This window comes from Psychrobacillus sp. NPDC096426 (assembly GCF_044762745.1).
Lineage (GTDB): Bacteria > Bacillota > Bacilli > Bacillales_A > Planococcaceae > Psychrobacillus.
On sequence record NZ_JBIWEX010000002.1, the window covers coordinates 171,122 to 192,899 of the forward strand.

General features: G+C 35.9%; 23 protein-coding genes and 1 pseudogene. 6 read left to right on the top strand and 18 right to left on the bottom strand.

What is annotated here, in order from left to right:
* Window positions 1-24 precede the first annotated feature (24 nt).
* Window positions 25-915: a ribokinase gene (rbsK, locus tag ACIQYS_RS02900; protein WP_402974616.1), complete on the top strand. Its 891-nt coding sequence runs from the start codon at window positions 25-27 to the stop codon at window positions 913-915.
* Between the two features lie 103 nt (window positions 916-1,018).
* Here the strand turns inward: rbsK and tatA are convergent, their stop codons facing one another.
* A complete protein-coding gene (tatA, locus tag ACIQYS_RS02905; RefSeq protein ID WP_402974619.1) occupies window positions 1,019-1,222 on the bottom strand; it encodes a twin-arginine translocase TatA/TatE family subunit in 204 nt (67 codons plus the stop codon).
* A 312-nt stretch (window positions 1,223-1,534) separates the two neighbouring features.
* Between tatA and ACIQYS_RS02910 the strand changes: the two genes are divergently transcribed.
* The 5 genes and pseudogenes from ACIQYS_RS02910 (at window position 1,535) to ACIQYS_RS02930 (ending at window position 6,129) form a co-directional block, all read left to right on the top strand.
* Entirely contained in the window at window positions 1,535-1,792 is a 258-nt protein-coding gene (locus ACIQYS_RS02910; RefSeq protein WP_402974622.1) for a hypothetical protein, read from the top strand.
* 67 nt (window positions 1,793-1,859) lie between these two features.
* The gene (locus ACIQYS_RS02915) at window positions 1,860-2,630 is read left to right on the top strand and encodes a gluconate 2-dehydrogenase subunit 3 family protein (protein WP_402974625.1); all 771 of its coding nucleotides are present in this window, start codon (window positions 1,860-1,862) and stop codon (window positions 2,628-2,630) included.
* Between the two features lie 74 nt (window positions 2,631-2,704).
* Window positions 2,705-4,417, top strand: coding sequence for a GMC family oxidoreductase (locus tag ACIQYS_RS02920; protein WP_402974628.1), 1,713 nt, complete (start codon window positions 2,705-2,707; stop codon window positions 4,415-4,417).
* Between the two features lie 55 nt (window positions 4,418-4,472).
* Window positions 4,473-4,718 (top strand): annotated as a pseudogene (locus tag ACIQYS_RS02925) (GMC oxidoreductase); the annotation flags it as partial.
* Between the two features lie 229 nt (window positions 4,719-4,947).
* A complete protein-coding gene (locus tag ACIQYS_RS02930; RefSeq protein WP_402974633.1) occupies window positions 4,948-6,129 on the top strand; it encodes an aminotransferase class I/II-fold pyridoxal phosphate-dependent enzyme in 1,182 nt (393 codons plus the stop codon).
* 33 nt (window positions 6,130-6,162) lie between these two features.
* Here ACIQYS_RS02930 and ACIQYS_RS02935 read toward each other — a convergent pair whose 3' ends face one another.
* The 17 genes from ACIQYS_RS02935 to ACIQYS_RS03015 all read right to left on the bottom strand — a co-directional run bounded on the left by ACIQYS_RS02935 (window position 6,163) and on the right by ACIQYS_RS03015 (window position 21,503).
* Complete coding sequence (locus ACIQYS_RS02935) at window positions 6,163-7,548, bottom strand: MATE family efflux transporter (RefSeq protein ID WP_402974636.1); 1,386 nt, start codon at window positions 7,546-7,548, stop codon at window positions 6,163-6,165.
* A 164-nt stretch (window positions 7,549-7,712) separates the two neighbouring features.
* A complete protein-coding gene (locus ACIQYS_RS02940) occupies window positions 7,713-8,363 on the bottom strand; it encodes an amino acid ABC transporter permease (protein WP_402974639.1) in 651 nt (216 codons plus the stop codon).
* Between the two features lie 12 nt (window positions 8,364-8,375).
* Window positions 8,376-9,029: an amino acid ABC transporter permease gene (locus ACIQYS_RS02945; protein WP_402974877.1), complete on the bottom strand. Its 654-nt coding sequence runs from the start codon at window positions 9,027-9,029 to the stop codon at window positions 8,376-8,378.
* A gap of 88 nt (window positions 9,030-9,117) precedes the next feature.
* The gene (locus ACIQYS_RS02950) at window positions 9,118-9,927 is read right to left on the bottom strand and encodes a transporter substrate-binding domain-containing protein (protein WP_402974641.1); all 810 of its coding nucleotides are present in this window, start codon (window positions 9,925-9,927) and stop codon (window positions 9,118-9,120) included.
* 21 nt (window positions 9,928-9,948) lie between these two features.
* Window positions 9,949-10,677: an amino acid ABC transporter ATP-binding protein gene (locus tag ACIQYS_RS02955; protein WP_402974644.1), complete on the bottom strand. Its 729-nt coding sequence runs from the start codon at window positions 10,675-10,677 to the stop codon at window positions 9,949-9,951.
* 716 nt (window positions 10,678-11,393) lie between these two features.
* A complete protein-coding gene (locus ACIQYS_RS02960) occupies window positions 11,394-11,768 on the bottom strand; it encodes a hypothetical protein (RefSeq protein WP_402974647.1) in 375 nt (124 codons plus the stop codon).
* A 56-nt stretch (window positions 11,769-11,824) separates the two neighbouring features.
* Complete coding sequence (locus ACIQYS_RS02965; protein WP_402974650.1) at window positions 11,825-12,703, bottom strand: DMT family transporter; 879 nt, start codon at window positions 12,701-12,703, stop codon at window positions 11,825-11,827.
* Window positions 12,704-12,743: 40 nt separating this feature from the next.
* Window positions 12,744-13,394, bottom strand: a complete 651-nt coding sequence (locus ACIQYS_RS02970) for a response regulator transcription factor (protein ID WP_402974653.1) — start codon at window positions 13,392-13,394, stop codon at window positions 12,744-12,746.
* 1 nt (window position 13,395) lies between these two features.
* A complete protein-coding gene (locus tag ACIQYS_RS02975; protein ID WP_402974656.1) occupies window positions 13,396-15,708 on the bottom strand; it encodes a sensor histidine kinase in 2,313 nt (770 codons plus the stop codon).
* 29 nt (window positions 15,709-15,737) lie between these two features.
* Window positions 15,738-16,259 carry a tubby C-terminal domain-like protein gene (locus ACIQYS_RS02980; RefSeq protein WP_402974659.1) on the bottom strand — a complete coding sequence of 174 codons (522 nt, stop codon included), beginning with the start codon at window positions 16,257-16,259 and terminating at the stop codon, window positions 15,738-15,740.
* A gap of 60 nt (window positions 16,260-16,319) precedes the next feature.
* Entirely contained in the window at window positions 16,320-16,493 is a 174-nt protein-coding gene (locus ACIQYS_RS02985; RefSeq protein ID WP_402974662.1) for a hypothetical protein, read from the bottom strand.
* 251 nt (window positions 16,494-16,744) lie between these two features.
* On the bottom strand, window positions 16,745-17,641 hold the full coding sequence (locus tag ACIQYS_RS02990; protein ID WP_402974665.1) for a DMT family transporter: 897 nt from the start codon (window positions 17,639-17,641) through the stop codon (window positions 16,745-16,747).
* An 89-nt stretch (window positions 17,642-17,730) separates the two neighbouring features.
* Window positions 17,731-19,173: a magnesium transporter CorA family protein gene (locus ACIQYS_RS02995; RefSeq protein ID WP_402974879.1), complete on the bottom strand. Its 1,443-nt coding sequence runs from the start codon at window positions 19,171-19,173 to the stop codon at window positions 17,731-17,733.
* 120 nt (window positions 19,174-19,293) lie between these two features.
* Window positions 19,294-19,482 carry a hypothetical protein gene (locus ACIQYS_RS03000; RefSeq protein WP_402974668.1) on the bottom strand — a complete coding sequence of 63 codons (189 nt, stop codon included), beginning with the start codon at window positions 19,480-19,482 and terminating at the stop codon, window positions 19,294-19,296.
* Between the two features lie 47 nt (window positions 19,483-19,529).
* Window positions 19,530-20,006, bottom strand: coding sequence for a YndM family protein (locus ACIQYS_RS03005; protein WP_402974671.1), 477 nt, complete (start codon window positions 20,004-20,006; stop codon window positions 19,530-19,532).
* Window positions 20,007-20,025: 19 nt separating this feature from the next.
* Complete coding sequence (locus ACIQYS_RS03010; protein ID WP_402974898.1) at window positions 20,026-20,202, bottom strand: hypothetical protein; 177 nt, start codon at window positions 20,200-20,202, stop codon at window positions 20,026-20,028.
* Between the two features lie 260 nt (window positions 20,203-20,462).
* A complete protein-coding gene (locus ACIQYS_RS03015; RefSeq protein ID WP_402974674.1) occupies window positions 20,463-21,503 on the bottom strand; it encodes an ATP synthase beta subunit C-terminal domain-containing protein in 1,041 nt (346 codons plus the stop codon).
* Window positions 21,504-21,778: the final 275 nt, after the last annotated feature.

Below are 21,778 nucleotides of genomic sequence, written 5' to 3' on the forward strand. Positions count from 1 at the left end.
TCAATGAAAGGAAAAGAACAATACATGAACATCACAGTCGTAGGAAGCACCAATATGGACCTTGTATATTTGGTTCCGCATATTGTAAAAGCGGGAGAAACGATACACAGCACAAAACATGAGTTGTTTTTCGGCGGTAAAGGAGCAAACCAAGCGGTAACTGCAAGTCAATTAGGTGCAAGTGTTCACTTCATTGGTAATGTTGGAGCAGATGATTTTGGGAAAAAGGTAAAACAAAATTTGCAAGACAAAGGGGTAAATACTGACGCAGTACCAAGTGTTGGCGTAACAGGACAAGCCATTATCCAATTAGCAGATTCAGGTGAAAACTCGATCATTCTTTTTCCAGGTGCAAACTTTCTTGTCACAACCGATCAAATAGAAGCAAATACAGAAACAATTGCATCCAGCGATGCCCTTCTTTTACAATTAGAGATTCCAATGGCAGCAGTCGAAACTGCTGCAAATATTGCTACACAAAACGGTGTACAAATTATTTTAAATCCAGCACCCGCTCAACCGATAAGTGATTCTTTACTAAAAAAAGTTTCCATTCTAACACCTAATGAAACCGAATTAGCGATACTTACTGGTTTGAAAACGGAAACCGAAGAGGATCTGTTTCAGGCGTGCTCTTCACTACTTCAAAAAGGTGTAGGAGCAGTAGTAGTTACTTTGGGTGCAAAGGGGTCCTACTACATGAATAGTCAGGAACATGGGAAAGTCAAAGCAAGACCTGTGGACGTAAAAGATACAACCGGAGCCGGCGATGCATTTAATGGCGCGTTAGCTGTAGCTTTATGTCATGAAAACTCTTTACGAGAGAGCATTCTATATGCGTCAAAAGTTGCTGGATACGCTGTTACCCAATTGGGAGCACAGCCGACTATTCCTTCATCATTTCAAGTAAAATGATATGATAATTTAGGTTTTGTGGGAATGAAATAATTGAAAAAAACCATCCGATTATTGAACTCAAAAAAGCCAACTATTTTCCAAAAATAGTTGGCTTTTCGTATTAAATTTTCTTTTTAGCTTCAGTTTCTTTGTCCTCTAATTTAAACTCTTCTGCTACATCGTCCACGATATCTTTAGTTGAGTTTTTGAATTCTTTTAACGTTTGTCCAACCGCTCTACCTAATTGAGGTAGTTTTTTCGGCCCGAAAACGATTAAAGCAATGACTAAAATAATGATTAAACCTGGTATACCGATATTTGGCATGGTGTTACCTCCCAATAACTATATATAGATCAAGTGGCTTGTCACAATAGATGTTTTTCAAAAAAAATTTTGGTGATCTTGTATCAATTAAACATTATACTCCTTCGTCACTATTTGTAAATACATACATCATAGATAAATTACTAGGGTGAAAATTTTCGGAATTATAACACTTTATAAATTCAACGAAAATGTGACCAAAGTCGGAAGATTTGTAGTAGAATAAATATGGTTGTTTTGAATCACTGTTTTTAAATAATACATTCTAGTTAATAGTTTTTTTAATTAGAGTACTAGGAAAGGAGATTCCGTGTGTCTCAATATAATTTAGAAGAACTAAAAATGTTAAACCAAGTTTTTTTTGCGTTATTTATAGTCGCAGATTTTGCTCTATTTCTTTTTTTCCAAAATAACACATTTCCATGGTTTGCATTATTAGGAGCAGGTATTGGTCTAGCTATTATCGTTCTTTGTTGGACAGAAAAAAAATACACTTATTTTATTTCTACTTTGTTAGTTTGTACTGCTGTATTTTCAGTAATTTATAATTGGCAAACTCTTTTCCATTAAAAACGAATATTTACCTAGTAAAATTCTCGGAATCGATATTTTATTTATTTTAATTGGAGGTTTTATTATGACAGAGCAGGAAAAAAATAATCCGCTTTTAGATAAACGTTCTTCTAGACGTACGTTTATTAAAAATTCAGGATTAACAGTTGGTGGGGTTGTTCTAGGCGGTGCACTTGGATCACTTTTAGGAAAAGATTCTTCTGAAGTTGTAACCCAAGGACAAGTAGAAGGACAGCAGTATGAAGCACAGCAATATGATCACGCTTTAGAGTATTTCCAGAAACGAGCGGACTTCATATTGCTTGGACAGATAACAGAGCGAATTTTTCCAGAAGATGAAAATGGGCCAGGTGCGATTGGTTTAGGAGTTCCTTATTATATTGATCACCAATTAGCAGGTAAGTGGGGAATCAATGCGAAAGATTATAGAATGGGACCATTTTTCGAGGGTGAGAAAGTTCAAGGTTATCAAACACAATTAAAGTATCATCAAATTTTTGACTTAGGACTAGTGGCAATTGAGAGTTATAGTCAAGAGACATTTAATGAGAGTTTTGTAAAATTAGAAGGTGAACAGCAGGATGAGGTCATAACAGCTCTTGAAAATGATCAAGTAAACATACCTGGTATTAAATCAAGTTTCTTCTTTGAAATTTTACTCAAGGCGACAATGGAAGGTGCGTATTCAGATCCACTTTATGGTGGAAACAAAGATATGCAAGGTTGGAAGATGAAAGAGTATCCTGGGGTTCAAATGAGTTATTCAGCTGACCAAGTAGCATCTCAAAAATTCATTGAAATTCCACCAGTAAGTCTTCATGACAGACAAAGCTAAAAAATATATACAAAAATAAAGCTGTATGAAAAAATCACATAAAACATGAACAGCGGGGAAAGAGGTTATTCATTATGGTAACGAAACTACCTAAAACAGATGTTGTAACGGTAGGTGTTGGCTGGACAGGCGGAATTATAGCTGCTGAGGCCAGTAAAGCAGGTTTAAAAGTTGTTGGATTAGAACGTGGTGGAAATCGTGGAACGGAAAACTTTGGTGCGAAACATGATGAACTGCGCTATGCAATACGCGGGGAATTGATGCAAGATCTAACGAGAGAAACGTTAACATTTAGAAATAATAGTGGTCAGCGTGCATTACCAATGCGTCAATATGGTTCTTTCATGTTAGGAAATGGCGTTGGAGGAGCAGGTACACATTGGAACGGAATGACTGACCGTTACAACCCATATGACTTTGAAATTAGATCAAAAACGATTGAAAGATATGGCGAAGGTAAAATCGCGGAAGGACTTCTCGTTCAAGACTGGGGAATTACTTACGACGAAATGGAACCATATTATACAATGTTTGATAAAATGGCTGGTATTTCTGCTGACGAGACACCTCTTCGTGGACATCGTTCAGAACCATTCCCAAATCCGGCATTGAAACATGGTCCTGAGCTTGATTTATTTAAAGAAACAACGAAAAAAATGGGACTGGATCCTTTCACTATGCCAGCTGCTAACAACTCACGACCTTATGAAAATCCGGATGGTCAGCATTTAGCTCAATGTCAAATGAACGGATTCTGTGAGCGTTTCGGTTGTGAATACGGTGCAAAAGCAAGTCCAAACGTTACGGTTATCCCAACAGCATTGAAAACTGGTAATTTTGAACTTCGCCCATATTCTGAGGTTATCGAAGTTTTACATAAAGATGGAAAAGCAACAGGGGTTATTTATGTCGATACACGTACAGGTGAGAGATTTGAACAACCTGCAGATATTGTTGCAATAACAAGTTATACATTTAATAATAATCGTTTGTTACTCAATTCAAAACTTGGTACTCCATATGATCCTAAAACACAAAAAGGTACAATTGGTAAGAACTACTGTTACCAAATCATCGTAGGAACAGACGGGTTCTTTGATGATCGTAAGTTCAACACTGCAATTGGTTCTGGTGGACTCGGTGCAACATTAGATAACTTTAATGCCGATAACTTTGACCATTCAGATTTTGATTTTATACATGGTGGATCGATCATCATGAGCCAAAATGCGAAAAGACCAATTGATAACAACCAAGTTCCACCAGGTACACCAAGATGGGGTAAAGAATTTAAACAACAATCGTTAAAATACTATAACCGCCACGTAAACGTTCACACGTATGGCGCAATTATGCCTAATGTCAATAACTATTTGGATTTAGACCCAACATATAAAGATATACACGGTAATCCACTTGTTCGCATGACGTTTGACTTCTCGGAATCGGACCGTAAACGTGGTAAATTCCTGAACGATAAAACGAAGGAAATCATGTTAGAAATGGGAGCAACACATGTCTCTGATCATACTCCAACTGATCATTATGATATAACAAGATATCAAGCAACACATAATACAGGTGGTGTTATCATGGGAGCAGATCCTGAAACATCTGCTGTCAATTCTTACCTACAAATGTGGGAAGCGGAAAATGTTTTCGTTGTTGGTGGATCAGCGTATGCTCACCAAAGTGGTTACAATGCGACTCATACTTTAGGAGCACTTGCTTACCGTGCATCTGAAGGAATCATCAAATATAGTAAAGGTGGAGGCACGCTTGTATAAGCATGTGTGGAAATACAACATTTAATAGACTCGGACTCGAATCCGAAGAACAAGACGTCAATTAACGAAGTTCTTAGCTAATAAATGTGAAGCTATCCTAAAAGAAATGGGTGCAGATCCTGAAACATCAGCAGTAAACAACTACTCCCAAATGTGGGATGTAGAAAATCTGTTTGTTGTAAGGGCATCTTCTTTCCCACAAAACGCTGGATACAACCCAACAGGTACAGTAGGCGCATTATCTTACCGTGCGGCTGAAGGTATTCTTAAGTACATGGAAAAAGGCGGATCACTTATTTAACATTACTAAGTAAGACGCGTAATTAATATAACAATGAACATCTTTTCATAGAATTAGCCAACAACAAAAGCTACTAGTTCTCTCACTTGAGAGTGCTAGTAGTTTTTTATTTATTAGTCACAAATTGGTCTACATATCCAGTGCACGATATTCATTTTTTCACAACCCGAACATAACTTGTGATAGAATGAAAGATAAAATTATTTACATATGCGAGGAGTGCTTTTAATTGAATATAGAACCATCTAGAAAAATGTCCATATTTGAACCTGCCATTTTCGGTGATTTAAAAGCAGCCGCAGCAGCAAAACAAGCAGCTGGTTATAAAGTGTATGATTTAAGTTTAGGTAGTCCGGACTTACCTCCTGATGAAAAAGTTAGAAAAGTTCTATCTGAACAAAGTTTCTCTGAACATTCATATGGCTACATGCTTAGTGGAACAAAACGTTTTAACGAAGCGGTGGCGAATTATTATAAACGACGTGTTAACGTTAATTTAGATCCACAAACGGAAATTTTACAGACAATGGGTTCCCAAGAAGGACTTGTTCATCTTCCGATAGCATTTTGCAACGAAGGGGACATTGTGCTCACAACCAACCCTGGATATGTTGCGTATGACGCTGGTATTAAGCTTGCAGGTGCTGTTCCTTATTATATGAACCTAACTGAAGAGAATGGCTATTTACCAGATTTAGATGCAATCCCAGAGGATATCGCATACAATGCGAAACTATTGATATTGAATCTTCCAGGGAACCCTGTTCCAGCAATGCCTAATGAAGCTTTCTTTGAAAAAGTAGTAGCTTTTGCAAAGAAATACAATGTGATTATTTTGCATGATGCTGCATATTCTGAATTCTATTTTTCTGGTAATGCACCAAGTAGTTTCTTAACTACACCTGGAGCAATGGAAGTTGGTATGGAGATTAATTCATTATCTAAAAGCTTCAGCTTAGCTGGTACACGTATTGCATATCTCGTCGGAAATGCGGAAATGATTAGTATTATGAAGCAATTAAAATCTAATCTAGACTTTGGTATTTTCGGTCCCATCCAAGAAGCAGGAATTACGGCATTGAATAATGCAGAGGAAATTACGGATCGTCTACGCAAACTATTTGCAGAGCGACATAAAGTGTTAATGCAAGGCATAATAGATTTAGGTTGGACCGTAGCACCTTCTAATGGTGGCATGTTCGTATGGGCTAAATATCCGTACGATATGGATGATAAAGAATTTGCCTTTGAAGTCATTCGTCAAACTGGTGTCGTTACAGTGCCTGGTACGGTATTCGGATCAGAAGGCGCTGGCTTCGTACGAATGGCACTTGTACAAGATGTTGAAACGCTGAAAAATGCGGTTGAACAATTAAAAAATTTAAACCTAGAGACTTGCGCAACTATGTAACTTTAAAAAACGAAAAGACCAAGGAAAGCATGCTTAGCTTTCACTTGGTCTTTCTTTGTTTTCAACAGGGCGTACGAGGGCAAACTTCTCCCATTTTCTGCTTTTCCATCTAAAATACATAATGATCGCTCTTGTCCATTCATCTGCAGTTATCGCTAACCAAATACCTGGAAGACCTAAATCTAAGACAAAAACTAAAAAGTAACCTAATGGTAAACTCATCATGACCATGGACAATGCGCCCATCGCAACTGGAAATTTTGCGTCCCCAGCCGCTCGCAATGAATTAATAATAACAATATTCATCGTACGACCAGTCTCTAGTAAAATACTCAAGATCAATACAGATGCACCGATTTGAATAACATGTTCGTTATTCGTAAACAAACTCATCAGTGGAACTCGGAATATCATAACAATTGCAACCATTACTAGCGTGAACAATAATGCCCATTTCACACTTGTCCATACGGACTTATATGCCTCGTCTTTTTCATTCGCTCCCACAAGTCTTCCGACAATAATCGCGGTCCCCATTCCAATTGCTATCGCAAACAAATAAGTAAACATCGATATATTCACCGCATATTGCCTCGCTGCTAAGGACTCTGCTCCTAAATATGTTACATAATAAAGGAATACAATTTGGCATCCTTGATACAAAATCTGTTCAAAAGCAGATGGTAGTCCTATTTGTAAAATCTTACTAATGTACTCTTTGGATATTGTGAAGTAATACTGTACTTTCACACGGTATTCCATTACTTGATACAACAACCAGAAAAAAACAAGTAATGCAATCAATCTACTTAGGACAGAAGAAATAGCGGCCCCTTGCACACCTAATTCAGGAAAACCGAATTTCCCAAAGATCAACAAATAGTTTCCAACTACATGAATAATATTCATCCCTAGTGATACTAGCATCGTCTGCTTCGTATAACCATGTACTCGAATAACTGCTGCTAATGCATTAATCACTGCCTGAAGGAAAATGGCTCCTCCGACAATGGATAAGTATTGATGTGCATGAACAAGTACGTCTCCTTGTAAGTTCATGGCCGTCATCATACTTTTAGAAAATAGTATAAACCCTACACTTAAAACAATCCCAACACCTAAATTTAACGTTACCGCCAAGCCAGAAATTTTCGAGGCTTCGATAAATCGCTTGGAACCTAAATACTGAGAAACAACGATTGCTGCCCCATTACCTACTACTTCTAATATTAATATCGCAATATGAATGTACTGATTGGCTGCCCCAACCCCAGACACCGCATCATCGGATAGGCTACTTAGCATGAATGTATCGGCAATCCCCATTAACATAAATAAAAATACTTCTAAAAAAATGGGCCAAGTTAAATGAAATAGACTTAACTTGGCCCCCAGATCTTTCTTCTTACTCACTGCCATTTTCTAATTCCTTCTTTACCTGTTCATTTTTTCATAAGAAGAATCTTACCATATACTATGAGTCCAGCGCTAGTTAAGAATTTGTAATGGCTTCACACAAAGAAAAAAGCAGAGTGTGGGAACTGTTGAAGTTCCCCTCTACTTTTCTAGCTTTAGAAGATATTTTATACATTTTTTAACTCTAATCTTTTCGCTATTAAAGATAGTGCGTAGTTAACAACGAAGTACATAAGTGCGATTAAAATGAAAATCGGAATCACATAGCTCTGTTGTTGGGCTTGAATGATTTTGGCATTATGCAGTAGCTCTGGGAGTGCAATAACAACTGCAAGCGATGTATCTTTGAGTAGCGATATAAATTGACTAACAAGATTCGGTACCATTCTTCGAAGAGCTTGCGGCAAAATAATCAGTCTTAACGCTTGCACGTAAGATAAACCAGACGAACGAGCCGCTTCCATTTGTCCTTTTGGAATTGAGTTTAGTCCACCGCGAACAATTTCCGCAAGCATAGCTGATTCAAACACAGTTAATGCCATAATGGCAGAAGCAGTAATACTCATATTAATACCTATCTCTGGTAGTGCGAAATAAACGAACAGTATGATTAATAAAAGTGGTAAGTTTCGAATTCCTTCGACCAATACTACTAATACTTTTGACAGGACAGGAATCTTAGCAAATCGTAATGTACCAACTAATCCCCCTATGATAAAGCTAAGAACAATGGAAATTAACGCTACTTTTAGCGTTACATAAAATCCTTCTAATAGAAATAGTAAATTATCGGTAGAAAATGCACCTAAAAAATCCATTATGACACCTCCTTATTGGCTTCTTGCAAGACGTTTTTCAAGGTATCCTACACCAGTACTTAATGGAATTGTAAGCAATAGATAAAATAGAGCTACAAATATGTATACATCAAATACTACATATGTCTTAGCTGAGATAAGATCTGCAAAATACATAAGATCCTTACCAGCTATAAGCGCTAATATAGATGAGTTTTTTACTAAGTTGATAAACTGGTTACCAATTGGAGGAATGACAATTTTAACAGCTTGAGGTAATATGATTATTCTCATCGTTTGAATATAGTTTAAACCTGACGATCTTCCAGCCTCCATTTGCCCTTTAGGAACTGATAAAATACCAGAGCGGATTGCCTCTGCAATAAACGCAGAAGTATAAATAGAGAGTGCTATAGTCCCTGCTATTAGTCCCGAAAGTTTAAGCCCGAGAACAGGAGTACCAATATAAAAGAAAAAAGCAATAACAACTAGCGGAATATTACGGAAGAACTCTACATATGCGGTACCAAACCATCGTAGCGGTGCTATTGGTGTAATTCTCATAACAGCAATAATTGCACCTACGATGAAACTTGCAACTAGAGCAATTAAACTGGCAATAATCGTAATTTTTAATCCTTCGAAAAACATATCGAAATAATTGACTAATATAGAGAAATCCAACATCTCTCTCACCTCACTTAACATAATCAGGATGAACAATAGTGCTCATCCTGAATAAAAACATTTAGAAACCAATAAAGTCAATCGTAATTTAGAATCCTTCGAACCATTTATCGTATACTTTATCAAACTCGCCATTTGAATGGATTGTTTTAAGCGCCTTGTTAAGCTTATCTAATAACTCTGTATTTCCTTTTTTAACAGCAATTCCGTATGGCTCATCTGTAAATGTTCCTCCAACTAATTCGAAAGAATCGTCTTCAGAAGCCATTCCCATAAGAATAGAGTTGTCTGTTGTTAAAGCCTCACCTTTTCCAGCTTTTAGTGCAGTAAATGCCTCTGCATAGTTTTCAAATTCTAAAACTGGAGCATTTGGAGCAGCTGCACGGATATTATCCGTAGATGTAGATCCTTTTACTGCAAGTACCGTTGTATCTTTTGTTAAATCATCAATACTTTGTACTGGACTTCCTTTTTTTACAAGAAGAGATTGACCTGCTTCAAAATAAACTTCAGTAAAGTCTACTTCTTTTTTACGATCTTCTGTTATTGTCATCGTTGCGATAATTGCATCAATGTCGCCTTTGTTCAATAATGGAATTCTTGTTTTGGATGTTACTTCTACAAATTCAGCCTTATTTTCATCGCCAAGAATTTCTTTTGCCAATAGCTTTGCAATATCGATATCGAACCCTTCTACTTCACCTGAAGTTGGGTTTTTTAAACCAAATAATTTTGTATCAAATTTTACACCGAAAACAATTTTGTCACTATCTCCACCGGTTGAATCTCCACTAGTTGCACCCTTGCTACCCTCATCATCAGTACCACAAGCTGCTAAAAAAAATACTGACATAAGTGCTAATACTGCAAATTTAAAAAACTTTTTTGTCTTAAACATTCATACATCCCCTTTATTTGTTTAGTGATTTAAAATACGGCTGAGAAATACTTTCGCCCGCTCTTCCTTCGGGTTTTCGAAAAACTCTACCGGCATTTCCTCTTCTAAAATTTTCCCTTGATCCATAAATACAATTCGGTCGCCTACTTCTTTTGCGAATCCCATTTCATGCGTCACGACGACCATTGTCATCCCCTCTTTTGCGAGCGCTTTCATTACATCTAATACTTCTCCCACCATTTCTGGGTCAAGCGCAGATGTCGGCTCATCAAAAAGCATAATTTCAGGTTTCATCGCAAGTCCCCTTGCTATCGCAACACGTTGCTGTTGACCTCCCGATAATTGAGAAGGGAACGAAGAAGCTTTATCAGGAATCCCTACTTTTTCTAAATAATACATTGCGGTTTTTTTGGCTTCTTCTGCTGATTGTTTTAGCACATTTATTGGGGCAAGCGTAATATTTTCTAGGACCGTTTTGTGAGGATATAAATTGAAATGTTGAAATACCATTCCAATATTTCGTCGAAGTTTATTAATATCCGTTTTCTTTTCATTTACTTGAATATTATTCACTTTTAGGATTCCATCTGTAGTTGTTTCAAGTCCGTTGATACATCTTAATAACGTACTCTTTCCAGAACCAGATGGCCCAATTACCACGACAACCTCTCCATTTTGAATAGTAAGATTAATATCTTTTAGAACATGAAAATCTCCATAAAACTTGTTTACTTTCTCAAAAGAAATCATGTAATTCTCCTTTCTAACCAGTCACACCTTTTAAAAAATTGATTATTTTCTGAATAATATAATTATATATGTATCATATTGGAAAGTCTACCTATTTTAATATTAACCTATTAAAAATGTGCAATAACGATTTTGGTCTGCGCGTTATTAATCATAAAATACTAACATTATTAATGGATAGTTTCCGTAATATAGTAAGAATGCGCATTAAAAAGCTCTATTAGGTGACCGCAATGATTTCCGCTAATTAATAGTTACATTGAATAGAGCATCTCCGCTAGACCTGTTTGTCGCTTTCGAGATGTGTTTTGTCGTGTTCGGAAGGTAGTTTGTCGCGTTCACAGCATGTTATATCTCGTTCAACCACTTATTGGATTTTTTTAAGATACTACATAAGATTGAAGTTAAAACTGTGACTCTGACTAGCCAGCAATTTAAGTGGATTGGAGCGGAAGGGCGGCGACTCCAGCGGGATGAAGTGAGACAGATGAAACTTCACAGCGCACGCGCAAGCGTCGGTGAAGGTTCATCGCTCACCCCGCGGAAAGCGTCCGCCCTGTAGCGAAAATCATTGTGGACACTTTATTCAACTTGCTAAGACGCATTATCTCTATACTATGCTTAATATAAAATCTATACGCAGTAGATCGAATAATTTTCTAAAAAAGTAAAAAACGTTTGACTAAACCTCATAGTCAAACGTTTCCCGTTACTCCTTAGTTATGCTCATCCGTAATGCCTAAATGCTTATAGATATATTCTTTCAACTTTTCTACTGTAAATGATATTTCATAGATCAGAAGGCTATCTTTCACATGCGCTAATTTATTACCATCCGTTGATTCCGACTGAATGTGTAGGATATTATCTATATACAGCACCCCTTCATTCGTTATGCGTTCTTTATCATCCTCTTTTTCACTATTAACTAACCCTTCATGTTCAAGCTCTTCCACAGCTTTTGCATAATTTTCTTGTAGGCTATCCTGCAAGACATGCTCTAATTCCATAATTGCTTGTTCATTGTCTTCTAAAAAATTATAAATATAATAGGCAAGTAATACTTGTTCTTTTAGCGTTAGTTTTTCCACTCGTTTTCCTCCTCTATTTCTCGTTGTATAACCATTATTCCTTTTCACCCTTGTTTTCAAACTTCCATTTTTGGATTTGTCTGTTGTTTGATCAAGGTATAAATAATGCCCCCAAAAATAAATAGAATACCAATCGATTGTAAAGTCGAAGGACGGAAATCTAAAATAAGCGTATCGAGTAGAATAGCAACGACTGGATCAACAAAAACTAATGCAGATATGACAACTGTCGATAATTTGCGAAGACTATCAAAAAATAAGTAATAAACAAACCCCGTGTGTATCAAGCCTGTTCCTAATATGTACAGCCAATTCGAACCATTTAACCCGTAAAACTCAGCAAAGTTCATAAATGGAAATAGGAGGGCAATTCCAATCATCGTTTGCAAAAATGTCATAGCATAAGCACTTAGTTCATTAATTCCTTTTCCAAGTAACATCGTCATCGCATAGCACAACGCTGACAACAAAGCCCATACAAAACCTGAGCCCATAAAATCCGTTAATGAATTGAAATTTTCAATACCGATAATAAATATACTTCCAAGAAAACAAATGATAATTGCTAGTAAGGATATAATTGTCATCTTCTCTTTTAAGAATAAACTGCCTAATATTAAAACGAATATAGGTGCTAAATTATATATAGAAATGGCGACTGTAATCGACATCTCCTCAAATGCTTTAAATAAAAACACCCAGTTTAACACGAGAAAAATACCGCAGATGAGCGTTTGAATGACTTCACGTTTCTTCCAAGTTTCCGCTTTATGTTGGCCAGAGATGAACCAACAAAGTCCCAAGAAAAGCGTTGCGCAAATACATCGTACGAAAACTAATTCTACCGCTGGTATACCAGTCTTCCCTGTAAAAAAACCGATTGAACCGAAAATCGCCATCGATAGGGTCATTTTGAACATTGCTGCTCCGTTCATCACGTGCACCTCCTTACTATTTGGTTATGATTTATTGCTTTTAATCCATCGGTAATAGTTGGTGCTCATGTGCTTTCAAAACAGCTTCCATTCTTGATTCTACACCTAGTTTGGTGAAGATTTTTGTTAAATTATGCTCCACGGTACGCTGACTCATAATTAAGTTTCTAGCTATGATCTTATTCGTATAACCTTTTTCTATTTCCCTTAAAATAGCTTGTTCTTTTTCTGTTAAACGAATATTCACTAAAGGGGCTTCTTTATCGATTGCAGCGTTTGGGACTTCGATTCTTTTCAGTTGACGGAGTAAGCATAGTGGGAGAACGACCTCTTCTCTTAACGCACATCGAATAGCTGTAATAATTTGATCCCCTGTTGCCGTTTTACTTAAAAAACCGGAAACATTAGCTTCTATTAACAAATTGTAATGTGTATCTATGTCAAAACCGGTATAAATTAAAATGATTGACTCTGGCTCTTTTTCTCTAATCATTTTCATCAGTTCTAAACCATTGAGTTCCGGCATATATAAATCGATTAAATATACATCGTAAGTCGTTCGCTCCAAGTGTTCCATAACCTCTAGACTATTTGTCAGTACAGTAACATTCATATCCTTTTGTTGGTTAATAATAACCTTGGTCCCTTCACTAACTGACGGATGATCGTCCACAATTAGCACTTCAAACATTTCACAACATCTCCGTTCCCACTTCAATTCTGACTTTCGTTCCTTGGCCTTTAGATGAAGTTATTTCTATACGACCATCGATACTTCTAATTCGTTCTTTTATCCCTACTAGTCCCATAGAGCTAAATGAATAACCTTCATTTGTGAGGTCAAACCCTACCCCATCGTCTTTATACTTTAATATGATTGTCTGATCGATTTGATAAAAGTCGATACTTACTTCTTTTGCGTTTGAGTGTTTCATTGCATTAGTAAGTAACTCTTGAAAAATGCGATAGAAGATAAGCTCTTCATCCTTGCTCTGATGAATATTCTCACCTATTGATACATAAAGAAGAAAGTTACAACGCAATTTTGTTTGCCGGATCAACCTATGTAAAGATTCCCTTAGCCCTTGTTCACTTAGTAATGGAGGTCGAAGTTCCATACATGTTTCCCTAATGAGATGCACATTATCTAGCATCTGTTCTTTCATCTCGTTCAATTTATCTTTTATCACTTGATCGTTAACCATTTTATCAATACTATCCATTTCTCTTAACAGCTGCAATTGCTCTTGTAATATAGAATCATGCAAATCATTGGATAAATTTGCCCGCTCTTTTTCTGAAAGTGCAAATAATAATTTGGACATCCATTTCGGATACTCATCGGTTTCTTGCAATTTTAGTTTGTCAATTTGTTCGACTAATCCTTCTATTAGTTTCATATTTTCCACGACAACATTTGCATAGTAAGCCATCATCTCAATCCAAATTTTCTCATCACTTTTCAACTTTGTTCCTGACTTTTTCTCATCACATATAATAAGTTTTTTAATCCCAATGTCACTACCCACGACTACAGCAAAACCTCTTGAAAAAGTGAAAATTTCTCCTACCGATTCATACTCCCATTCCACTTCTTCCAATTCCGTTAGATTTATAAAAGTGTCTGATGATAAATAGTGAACTTTCCAAGCCTTCGTCGACTCTTGTTGCTGTATTTCTACAAAAGTTGCGCTTTGTACGTTCAACGTGTTTTCCATCTCTTTTAAGATCCGATCAACAACCATTTGTGCTTTGTTTTCGTCTTTTGTTTTTTGGAAAAAAGTATACATATTCGTTTGTAAATTGCCTTTAGTTGAAAACATATACTTTCTATTTTTATAATCTATCCGTTCTTTCACGTACAAAAAGAGAATGCTACCGACAAAAAGCATGATAAATATAAAGATAACTTCTTCCAGCGGTATGCTTTTTCCTAAGGATAAACCAATGATTCCGCAAATGATGAGCGAGAATGGAAAAGCGAGTACAGTATAATACTTAAACCGGCTCAAAATATAGTCAATATCGAACAGCCTTTCAGCGACTTGCAAATAAATAAAGCTAATAGGAATGAAAACTAAAAACATAACAGCTAATTCAGCATTCACAATTGATTTAGAAAAAAGTACTGCCGGAATTGCATACAAAAAAGTAAATGGACTAAAAGCTAAAATAAAGATAAATATAAGAAGCTTAACTGCTTGGCTACCAGGTTGTTCTTTATATTTAGAGTAGTTTTTGATAAATAAAGCCAGAATAAATATAAGTAAGAAGCTAAATATACCTAACTCTAACATCGTTCCAATAGTAATGAATGATGGAACTAATAGAGTAATTATATTTGCCACAAAAATGAATAATGGAAGGCAAAATAATTTTCGAAGGGTTGATCGACTGATGAACGTAACTTGAAACTTTTCCAAAAAAACTTTTAAAAACTGGATATAAAGAACAAGACATCCTACAAGCGTTACCCCATTGACTATACGAGCTACTATATCTGCACGACTCGAAGCACCTGCGCTCCCATAAGCTAAGGCAATACATAATAAAAACTGGATTAATATAAACGCAGAAAGTTCTTCCTTTTGTTTTCGGTATATATAGATGGCAACATATACAGTTAATACTAAATATAGAAGTGGAAAGAGTAAATGCGAGAAAAGCTGACTTGGCACGGATGCAAAAGAAACAGAGAAGTTCTTCTGTTCACCGTTTTCACCTAAAAAAGTCAAACTTTTTGCTGTTCTAACAATCTGTTGTTTCAAAATTTGATTGTTCTGTTCCGGTTTCTCACCATCTATCTTCTGTAAAACATCGCCAATTTCAATATCTTGGTTATACGCCCATCCGTTGTCATATATTTGATTTACTATCCAATTGCCGTTATCATTTTTAACACCAAAACCAATAAGTGGCGATTGCATCGTAATATAAGTTGCATAAATCATGAATATAAGGACTGTTCCTATAGGAATTAGTATTTTTTTATCTAAATGTCTCATGTCTCAACCGTCTTTCTCCTATTGTATTGTTAACCTCCAATAAACAATACGCACTGGCTGATACCAATAAAAAATGCGGCATGTTGAATTGGTGAATCTTCAGCTATTTCCAGCTGGATTAAAAATTCCCCTTCTACATCTGCTTTCCACCTTGCAATTTCTTTGTCTTTCCATATAAATCGTGACCAGCCTTCCATTTCTTTCTGTATGTTGATTTGCATGTTACCGCTTTTAATGATTAAATCTGGGATCAGTTCTTTCCATTTATCGTAAGACACCATATATTTTTCCTTATGCAAATAGTCGTAGGCTTCATAATAAACCCTGCCTTTTCTCGTAATCTTTTTGCATGAAAACACGAGTTGGTCTTCCAGATTGTATACGTCGTATTGTAAAAAATAACGATAATCCATTAGCTTGTCTACCATTTTTTTGATGGTATTAGAATAATGCCTTTGAAACTTAAAGGTAGCGATGCTTTCTTCATTATATGCATAAGTAATTGGTGTTGTTTCAAGGGAAATTGGTTGTGCATATGTAAATTTGTACATGTTCAGTTCTCCTTTTTCTTTAACCATAACACAAATAGAACCTCCTTTAGATAGTGAATTCTAAAGGAGGTTTTCCCTTTGATAATTTAATATGTCTTCCATAGATTTTTCAAATGGAATAAGCGGTGACCATCCTGTTTGCAATAATAATGATGGTGTAGTGACATCTAATTTTTCTTTCCTATTTTCCAATGACTGTATATCGATGTCCACTTTGGATAAAGTTTGTAGCACATCTATAATTTCCTGCTTACGAGGAAAAGTTAGTACCTAATTAGAATATTTGTAGATGGTCTCGAAACACAAACGAGATCATCTTTTTATTTTTTGCATATAGGAAGTCAGCCCTAATGACCAAACAGGAAATAAAAGACTTATTAATAGAAGGCGGCTTTTTAAACTAATAAAAGAGGCTTTTTTTGAGTAGTTAATAATCCACTCGAAAGAAGCCTCTTTTTTGCTATTCATGTTTTCGTCTGTTTAACTCAACTATCTCTAGATTTTTTATATCGGCTCATTTGCTGCGTTAGAAACATGAATACGCCAAGCAAAACAAGCAATCCACCAACAATTTGCCAACCAACAAGACGCTCACCTAAAAAGATAGCCGCAAGTATAGTTGCTCCTACAGGCTCCCCTAAAATACTCATCGAGATCGTGGTGGCATTTACATAGTTTAACAACCAGTTATTAATCACATGAGAAATGGTTGGTACGATTGCAAGTAAAACAAAGATTCCCCATTCTTTCGCATCATATCCACCCATCTCTACATTTGTTATGAAGTTATAAACAATTAAAGCAATCGCTGCAAACCCAAAAACACAAAAACTATAAATCCAATGAGACACTTTTTTCACTGCATTTTGTCCGATTAACAAGTATCCAACAACGGCAATAACACTCAAAAAGGAAAGAATATCCCCAATTATAGCATTCCTACTTAAACCAAAATCACCCCAGCCGACCATTACAGCTCCTATAACAGCAATTCCCATCGTCGTCAAAGCTGCAGTTGTCGTTCTTTCTTTATACAAAAATACTCCGCCTATTAATGCAACTATTGGTTGCAATGCTAGGATAATTGTCGAACTTGCAACCGTTGTTAACTTCAATGAACCAAACCAAAGCGCAAAATGAAGCGCTAAAAATAAACCAGCAAAAAATAATAAAAACCATTCTTTTTTTGCTATCTTTTGAAACTCTTCTCTTTTAAACCAAACAACTGGAACTAATAATAAGCTTGCCAAGATCATCCGATACATACTTAAAATAGTTGCAGGTGCAGTAGACCATTTCACAAAAATTGCGGCAAACGATATCGCAACTATGGAAATGATTAATGGTAATACAATAGACTTTGAAGCATTTCCTTCTTTCACTTCTTTACCCCGTTCTTTTAACTTTCGTTATTTATATACTTTTTACACATTTAAATATACTGTATACGGGCAAGAATAGGAAACAGAAGTTACTTAATGTGATGCCGCTTCCATTTTTGATATCGATTCCAAACTCCTTTTCCTCCTGCAGATACAAGTAAAGTGGTCGATAATGTTATCCCTGTCAACGCAGTAACGAGCGTAACCCACTCAAAGAAGGAATAGTTGAACACTTTGGACCAATTAATTTCTCCTTCCCAATCTTCTATTACTAAATTCATCCCATAAATCCCGGAGACGACCGTATATACAGTTAAAATATACAACAGCATATTATGACGCTTAGCTGCTTGTTTTTCTTGCGCACGATATAAATCATCCACTGTTCGTTTTACTTCTGCAAAAAGCGGCTTTAAATAAAACACTTCACGCAACATATTAGTAAACTCTTTTCCTTCCGTACGAACCGAAACTTCTTCAAAATAGTAACGCGAGTCAAATTTAGAAATAAGTTCGATTAACTCTTCCACATATTGTTTGTCTTTAGCCCAACTCACCTCACTATGTTCAAAAGACAATCGCAATAACATAATTTTATAATAAAAATGGAGCAACAAATTATAATAATGAATACTCATAAACTTAGCTATATCTTTCTTTAATGTTTCTATGCCTTTTACCGAAATAGTAGTTTGTGTATGCATAGAAGTAATCGTATATGTATTCGGTGCCCATCTGTCGTGTACCCGCTTTTCTAAATAGCGTTTGATATATGCTGGATTAGTACTGGATATAAAGTCGTTCCCCTCAGAATCTTTTCCATCTAATTGTCCCATTCGAAATAATTGATCATTCGTGATAGCTTGACCCCCATTAGCTATTAAAAATGCAGATGAAAGCATGCGTTCATCTTCAAAAAAAGGTAAACTTCCATAATACCCTTCCATCTTTTTATTTTCTATTATAAATGGTTTTAAAAAAGGACATAAGTAATCTACAATAAGCTCGCTCGTTGTAGTAAATGTTTTATCTAGATGATGAATGTTTGTACCTTTTTCTTCTTCCAGTTTAGGCTCTAAAACACGAAAATGACTCATAAAGTCTAACACATTCGTTAAACTTTCCTGTTCTTTTGTCATTTCTGTTCGAACCGTTATAAGCCCAATACCAAAAGGGCATAATATAATATCCACACTATTTATGTTAAAATCAAATTTATTTTCATTTCCTTCTAAAGTAAATGATTTCTTTATTTCTTTGGAATACCGCAGAAAACCTCTTTTGTTCACAGAATCTGGAAATAGCTTATCTTCAACAAACGGCAAAAAAAATTGATCTAATTCTTCATGGTTTATTTGAATGCCTTCCCCGTAATAAAGACCTTGAAGCTCATCATTGTCTAAATCGAAAAAACGAAAATGATGTTTTTTCAAATGTACCATTAGTTCCGCCCGCTCCTTCTCACGAAATGAAAAGGGGAATAAATAATTCATGAAAGCATCCGTGATGTCTAAATGTTGAATATTTTTCATTTCCACCGTATAGATGACCCCCATATACTTATAGTTAGTTCTCTATACCACTAAGACTCTGGCTATAAACAAAAAGCAGCCCTACCTAATATTTACCATAGGTGGGACTGCTTTTTTAAATTATTTAATATTATTTTGGTTGTTTTGGTTATTACGATTGCTATTGCGGTTATTTTGGTTGTTGTTTTTATTTTTTTCGTTACGTTGTGGATTATTTAAATTTTCAAAGTTGAAATCTTCTCCGAACTCTAAATCATTGTTTGGATTGTTTTGGTTTTTGTTGTTATTGCGGTTATTATTGTTTCCCACAGTTACTCACCTCCTTGACCATATTAGAATGGTCTATTGAGAGAAGATTATTCTTTTTTAAGTAAAGTTTTTTTCTCTTCGCTTACTCCTCTTTTTCTTTCGTTTCCTACTTTATCTATATCCATTTCTTCCGCAAACTCAGTTTGTAAATCTGTGCGCTGATAATTTCCTGTTTTTTTTTGCAGTACAAAAATATGGCTATCCATATATTGATGCAAAAATAATTCGCCCATCATTATTGCTAAAGCAGATATAAATGAAGCAGTTGCTAATGCAATCGGTTTATCAAATATATTGGCACCTAACAGACATACTACGACCAGTGCAAGGAAAAAATCAACGATCGCCCCCAAGATATTTCCAATTTGCGGTAAAACAAACATGTCACCAATAACCCCTACAACAGTCAATACTCCGCTCGTGATAAGTATATCTGTGAAGTTTATACGATAAAAGAACCCTAAAATAATCCATAACACCACCGTTATCATGACAAACTTCATTAATAAGGTTTTGATATGCAATTATTGCCCACTACTCCTCTCAGCGTTTCTTTTGGTCGAACACAGTACCGTTAACGCCTTTCATGCCTTCGCGTTTTAATTTTTCAGCAAACCACTCATTTAGTTCGTTATAAGTCATACCTGAATTGGCATTAAGCCTCTTCACTTCCTCAATGTCTGTCCCGACAACTGTTAACTTTGCATGCTTATTTTCCATGAAGATCACTCCCCTTTCAATTGTTGATAGTATGTGAATAAGTCCATCCCATTTTGGTACAAACTAACCCTACTTCTATAGCATCTCCACCATAAACATAATCATCCTGCACAATTTCACTTGTACCGATGATATACCTCCAGGTGGATCTGCCTCATTTATCATAATTTTTCTTGTAGTTTCCCCCAGCGAGTTATACTTAACCTGTATTTCAAAAATAAAAAAGTGAGAGAAAAATTTATTCCTCTCACTTTTACTTATTATTCTAGACTTCCTTTGTATTTTAGCTCTTCAACAGACAAATGATCCATTTTTCCGTCTAAAATAGATTCTACATCCATAAGTGTTTGAGACATAGAAACTGCTCTTCCCTCTTGGCCAGTGAATGGTTCTGCCACAAAGAATGGTTGTGTAAAATAGGCTTCTAAACGCTCTCCTCTTTTGTATGTTCCCAATTCTGTCTCTGGAATTTTATTAATCCCATGAACAGTAACAATAGAGCGTAATTCGCGATAGCGGCGAAGAAGCTTCTGCGCACGTTGTCTTACGTTGAAATGACGTTCATCTAAATCTACACCTTCAATAATAGAGGATGTTGAATAGATTGGGTGGATAGCTGGATAAAGATGACGTGTTGCAAGATCTGTATCCAATTGCCAAACAGTTTCCAAAGGACCATAAGGCATATCTTCATCAACCACTTCGCCAGAAAGGTCTAATAATATTGTCGTGATGTTATGAATACTTTCTGTTACTAATTTTTCTTGTAAATCTAAAAGCTCTCCAGATACTATATAACTCTTATCCGTAATAAAAATAATATTCCCTTGTAACTCTGCTAATTTCGAAAATGTTTCATCAATGGAGACCGTAACAAAGTCTGCTAACTCTGTTGTACCATCTAACTCACTATGCTCTGTAGTTGGCAATAAAAAAACAGTTGTATAATCACTTTCTTTAAAGCGATGCATCAGCTCAGCAAGAATGACAAGTTGCCCCATTCCTGGTCGAGCAACTAAGCCAGTAGTACCCCCTTTTACTAATGGTGCAAAGAAATCCAACGTTTTAATTTGCGTTTCAATCATATTCAATTTCTCCCCTCGTATGATTAATTCATCCACTGTACAGTTTGCAAGCGTCGCCAACCCAACAAGCGTCTTTACTTCTGCTTTTCCCAAATCAATCTTCCCTGTACATAAATTTGAGACCGTAGCAGGTCGAATCCCAATCGATTTTGCAGCAGTCGTAAGATTGGGTACTTTTCTTCTTAATAAGGCCACATTCAAACGAATTTCATCCATTATTTCCCCTCCTTGTTACTTTTAATAGTAATTTATTTTACTTTTAAAAGCAACAACTTTTTTCTTTTGAGAGTAATTTATTTTACTTTGAAAATTACTTTTACTATTTCCTAGAAGGAAAATGCGATGCCAGAAAGCCTTCAAAATATCTTGAGCTTCTGGAAAGTACTAATCAGATTTGTATATGCGGCTCTGCGGCTATTATTTCCCCTGTTATGGGGAAATTTCTATCGTGGCTTTCTGTATAGTGGTTCCGGGTAACATAGTGGATGCCT

Coding starts and splice junctions, on each gene's coding strand:
- rbsK (WP_402974616.1), top strand. CDS start 25: ATGAACATCACAGTCGTAGGAAGCACCAATATGGACCTTGTATATTTG.
- tatA (WP_402974619.1), bottom strand. CDS start 1,222: ATGCCAAATATCGGTATACCAGGTTTAATCATTATTTTAGTCATTGCT.
- ACIQYS_RS02915 (WP_402974625.1), top strand. CDS start 1,860: ATGACAGAGCAGGAAAAAAATAATCCGCTTTTAGATAAACGTTCTTCT.
- ACIQYS_RS02920 (WP_402974628.1), top strand. CDS start 2,705: ATGGTAACGAAACTACCTAAAACAGATGTTGTAACGGTAGGTGTTGGC.
- ACIQYS_RS02935 (WP_402974636.1), bottom strand. CDS start 7,548: ATGGCAGTGAGTAAGAAGAAAGATCTGGGGGCCAAGTTAAGTCTATTT.
- ACIQYS_RS02940 (WP_402974639.1), bottom strand. CDS start 8,363: ATGGATTTTTTAGGTGCATTTTCTACCGATAATTTACTATTTCTATTA.
- ACIQYS_RS02945 (WP_402974877.1), bottom strand. CDS start 9,029: ATGTTGGATTTCTCTATATTAGTCAATTATTTCGATATGTTTTTCGAA.
- ACIQYS_RS02950 (WP_402974641.1), bottom strand. CDS start 9,927: ATGTTTAAGACAAAAAAGTTTTTTAAATTTGCAGTATTAGCACTTATG.
- ACIQYS_RS02955 (WP_402974644.1), bottom strand. CDS start 10,677: ATGATTTCTTTTGAGAAAGTAAACAAGTTTTATGGAGATTTTCATGTT.
- ACIQYS_RS02965 (WP_402974650.1), bottom strand. CDS start 12,703: ATGAACGGAGCAGCAATGTTCAAAATGACCCTATCGATGGCGATTTTC.
- ACIQYS_RS02970 (WP_402974653.1), bottom strand. CDS start 13,394: ATGTTTGAAGTGCTAATTGTGGACGATCATCCGTCAGTTAGTGAAGGG.
- ACIQYS_RS02975 (WP_402974656.1), bottom strand. CDS start 15,708: ATGAGACATTTAGATAAAAAAATACTAATTCCTATAGGAACAGTCCTT.
- ACIQYS_RS02980 (WP_402974659.1), bottom strand. CDS start 16,259: ATGTACAAATTTACATATGCACAACCAATTTCCCTTGAAACAACACCA.
- ACIQYS_RS02995 (WP_402974879.1), bottom strand. CDS start 19,173: ATGAAAAATATTCAACATTTAGACATCACGGATGCTTTCATGAATTAT.
- ACIQYS_RS03010 (WP_402974898.1), bottom strand. CDS start 20,202: ATGGAAAATAAGCATGCAAAGTTAACAGTTGTCGGGACAGACATTGAG.
- ACIQYS_RS03015 (WP_402974674.1), bottom strand. CDS start 21,503: ATGGATGAAATTCGTTTGAATGTGGCCTTATTAAGAAGAAAAGTACCC.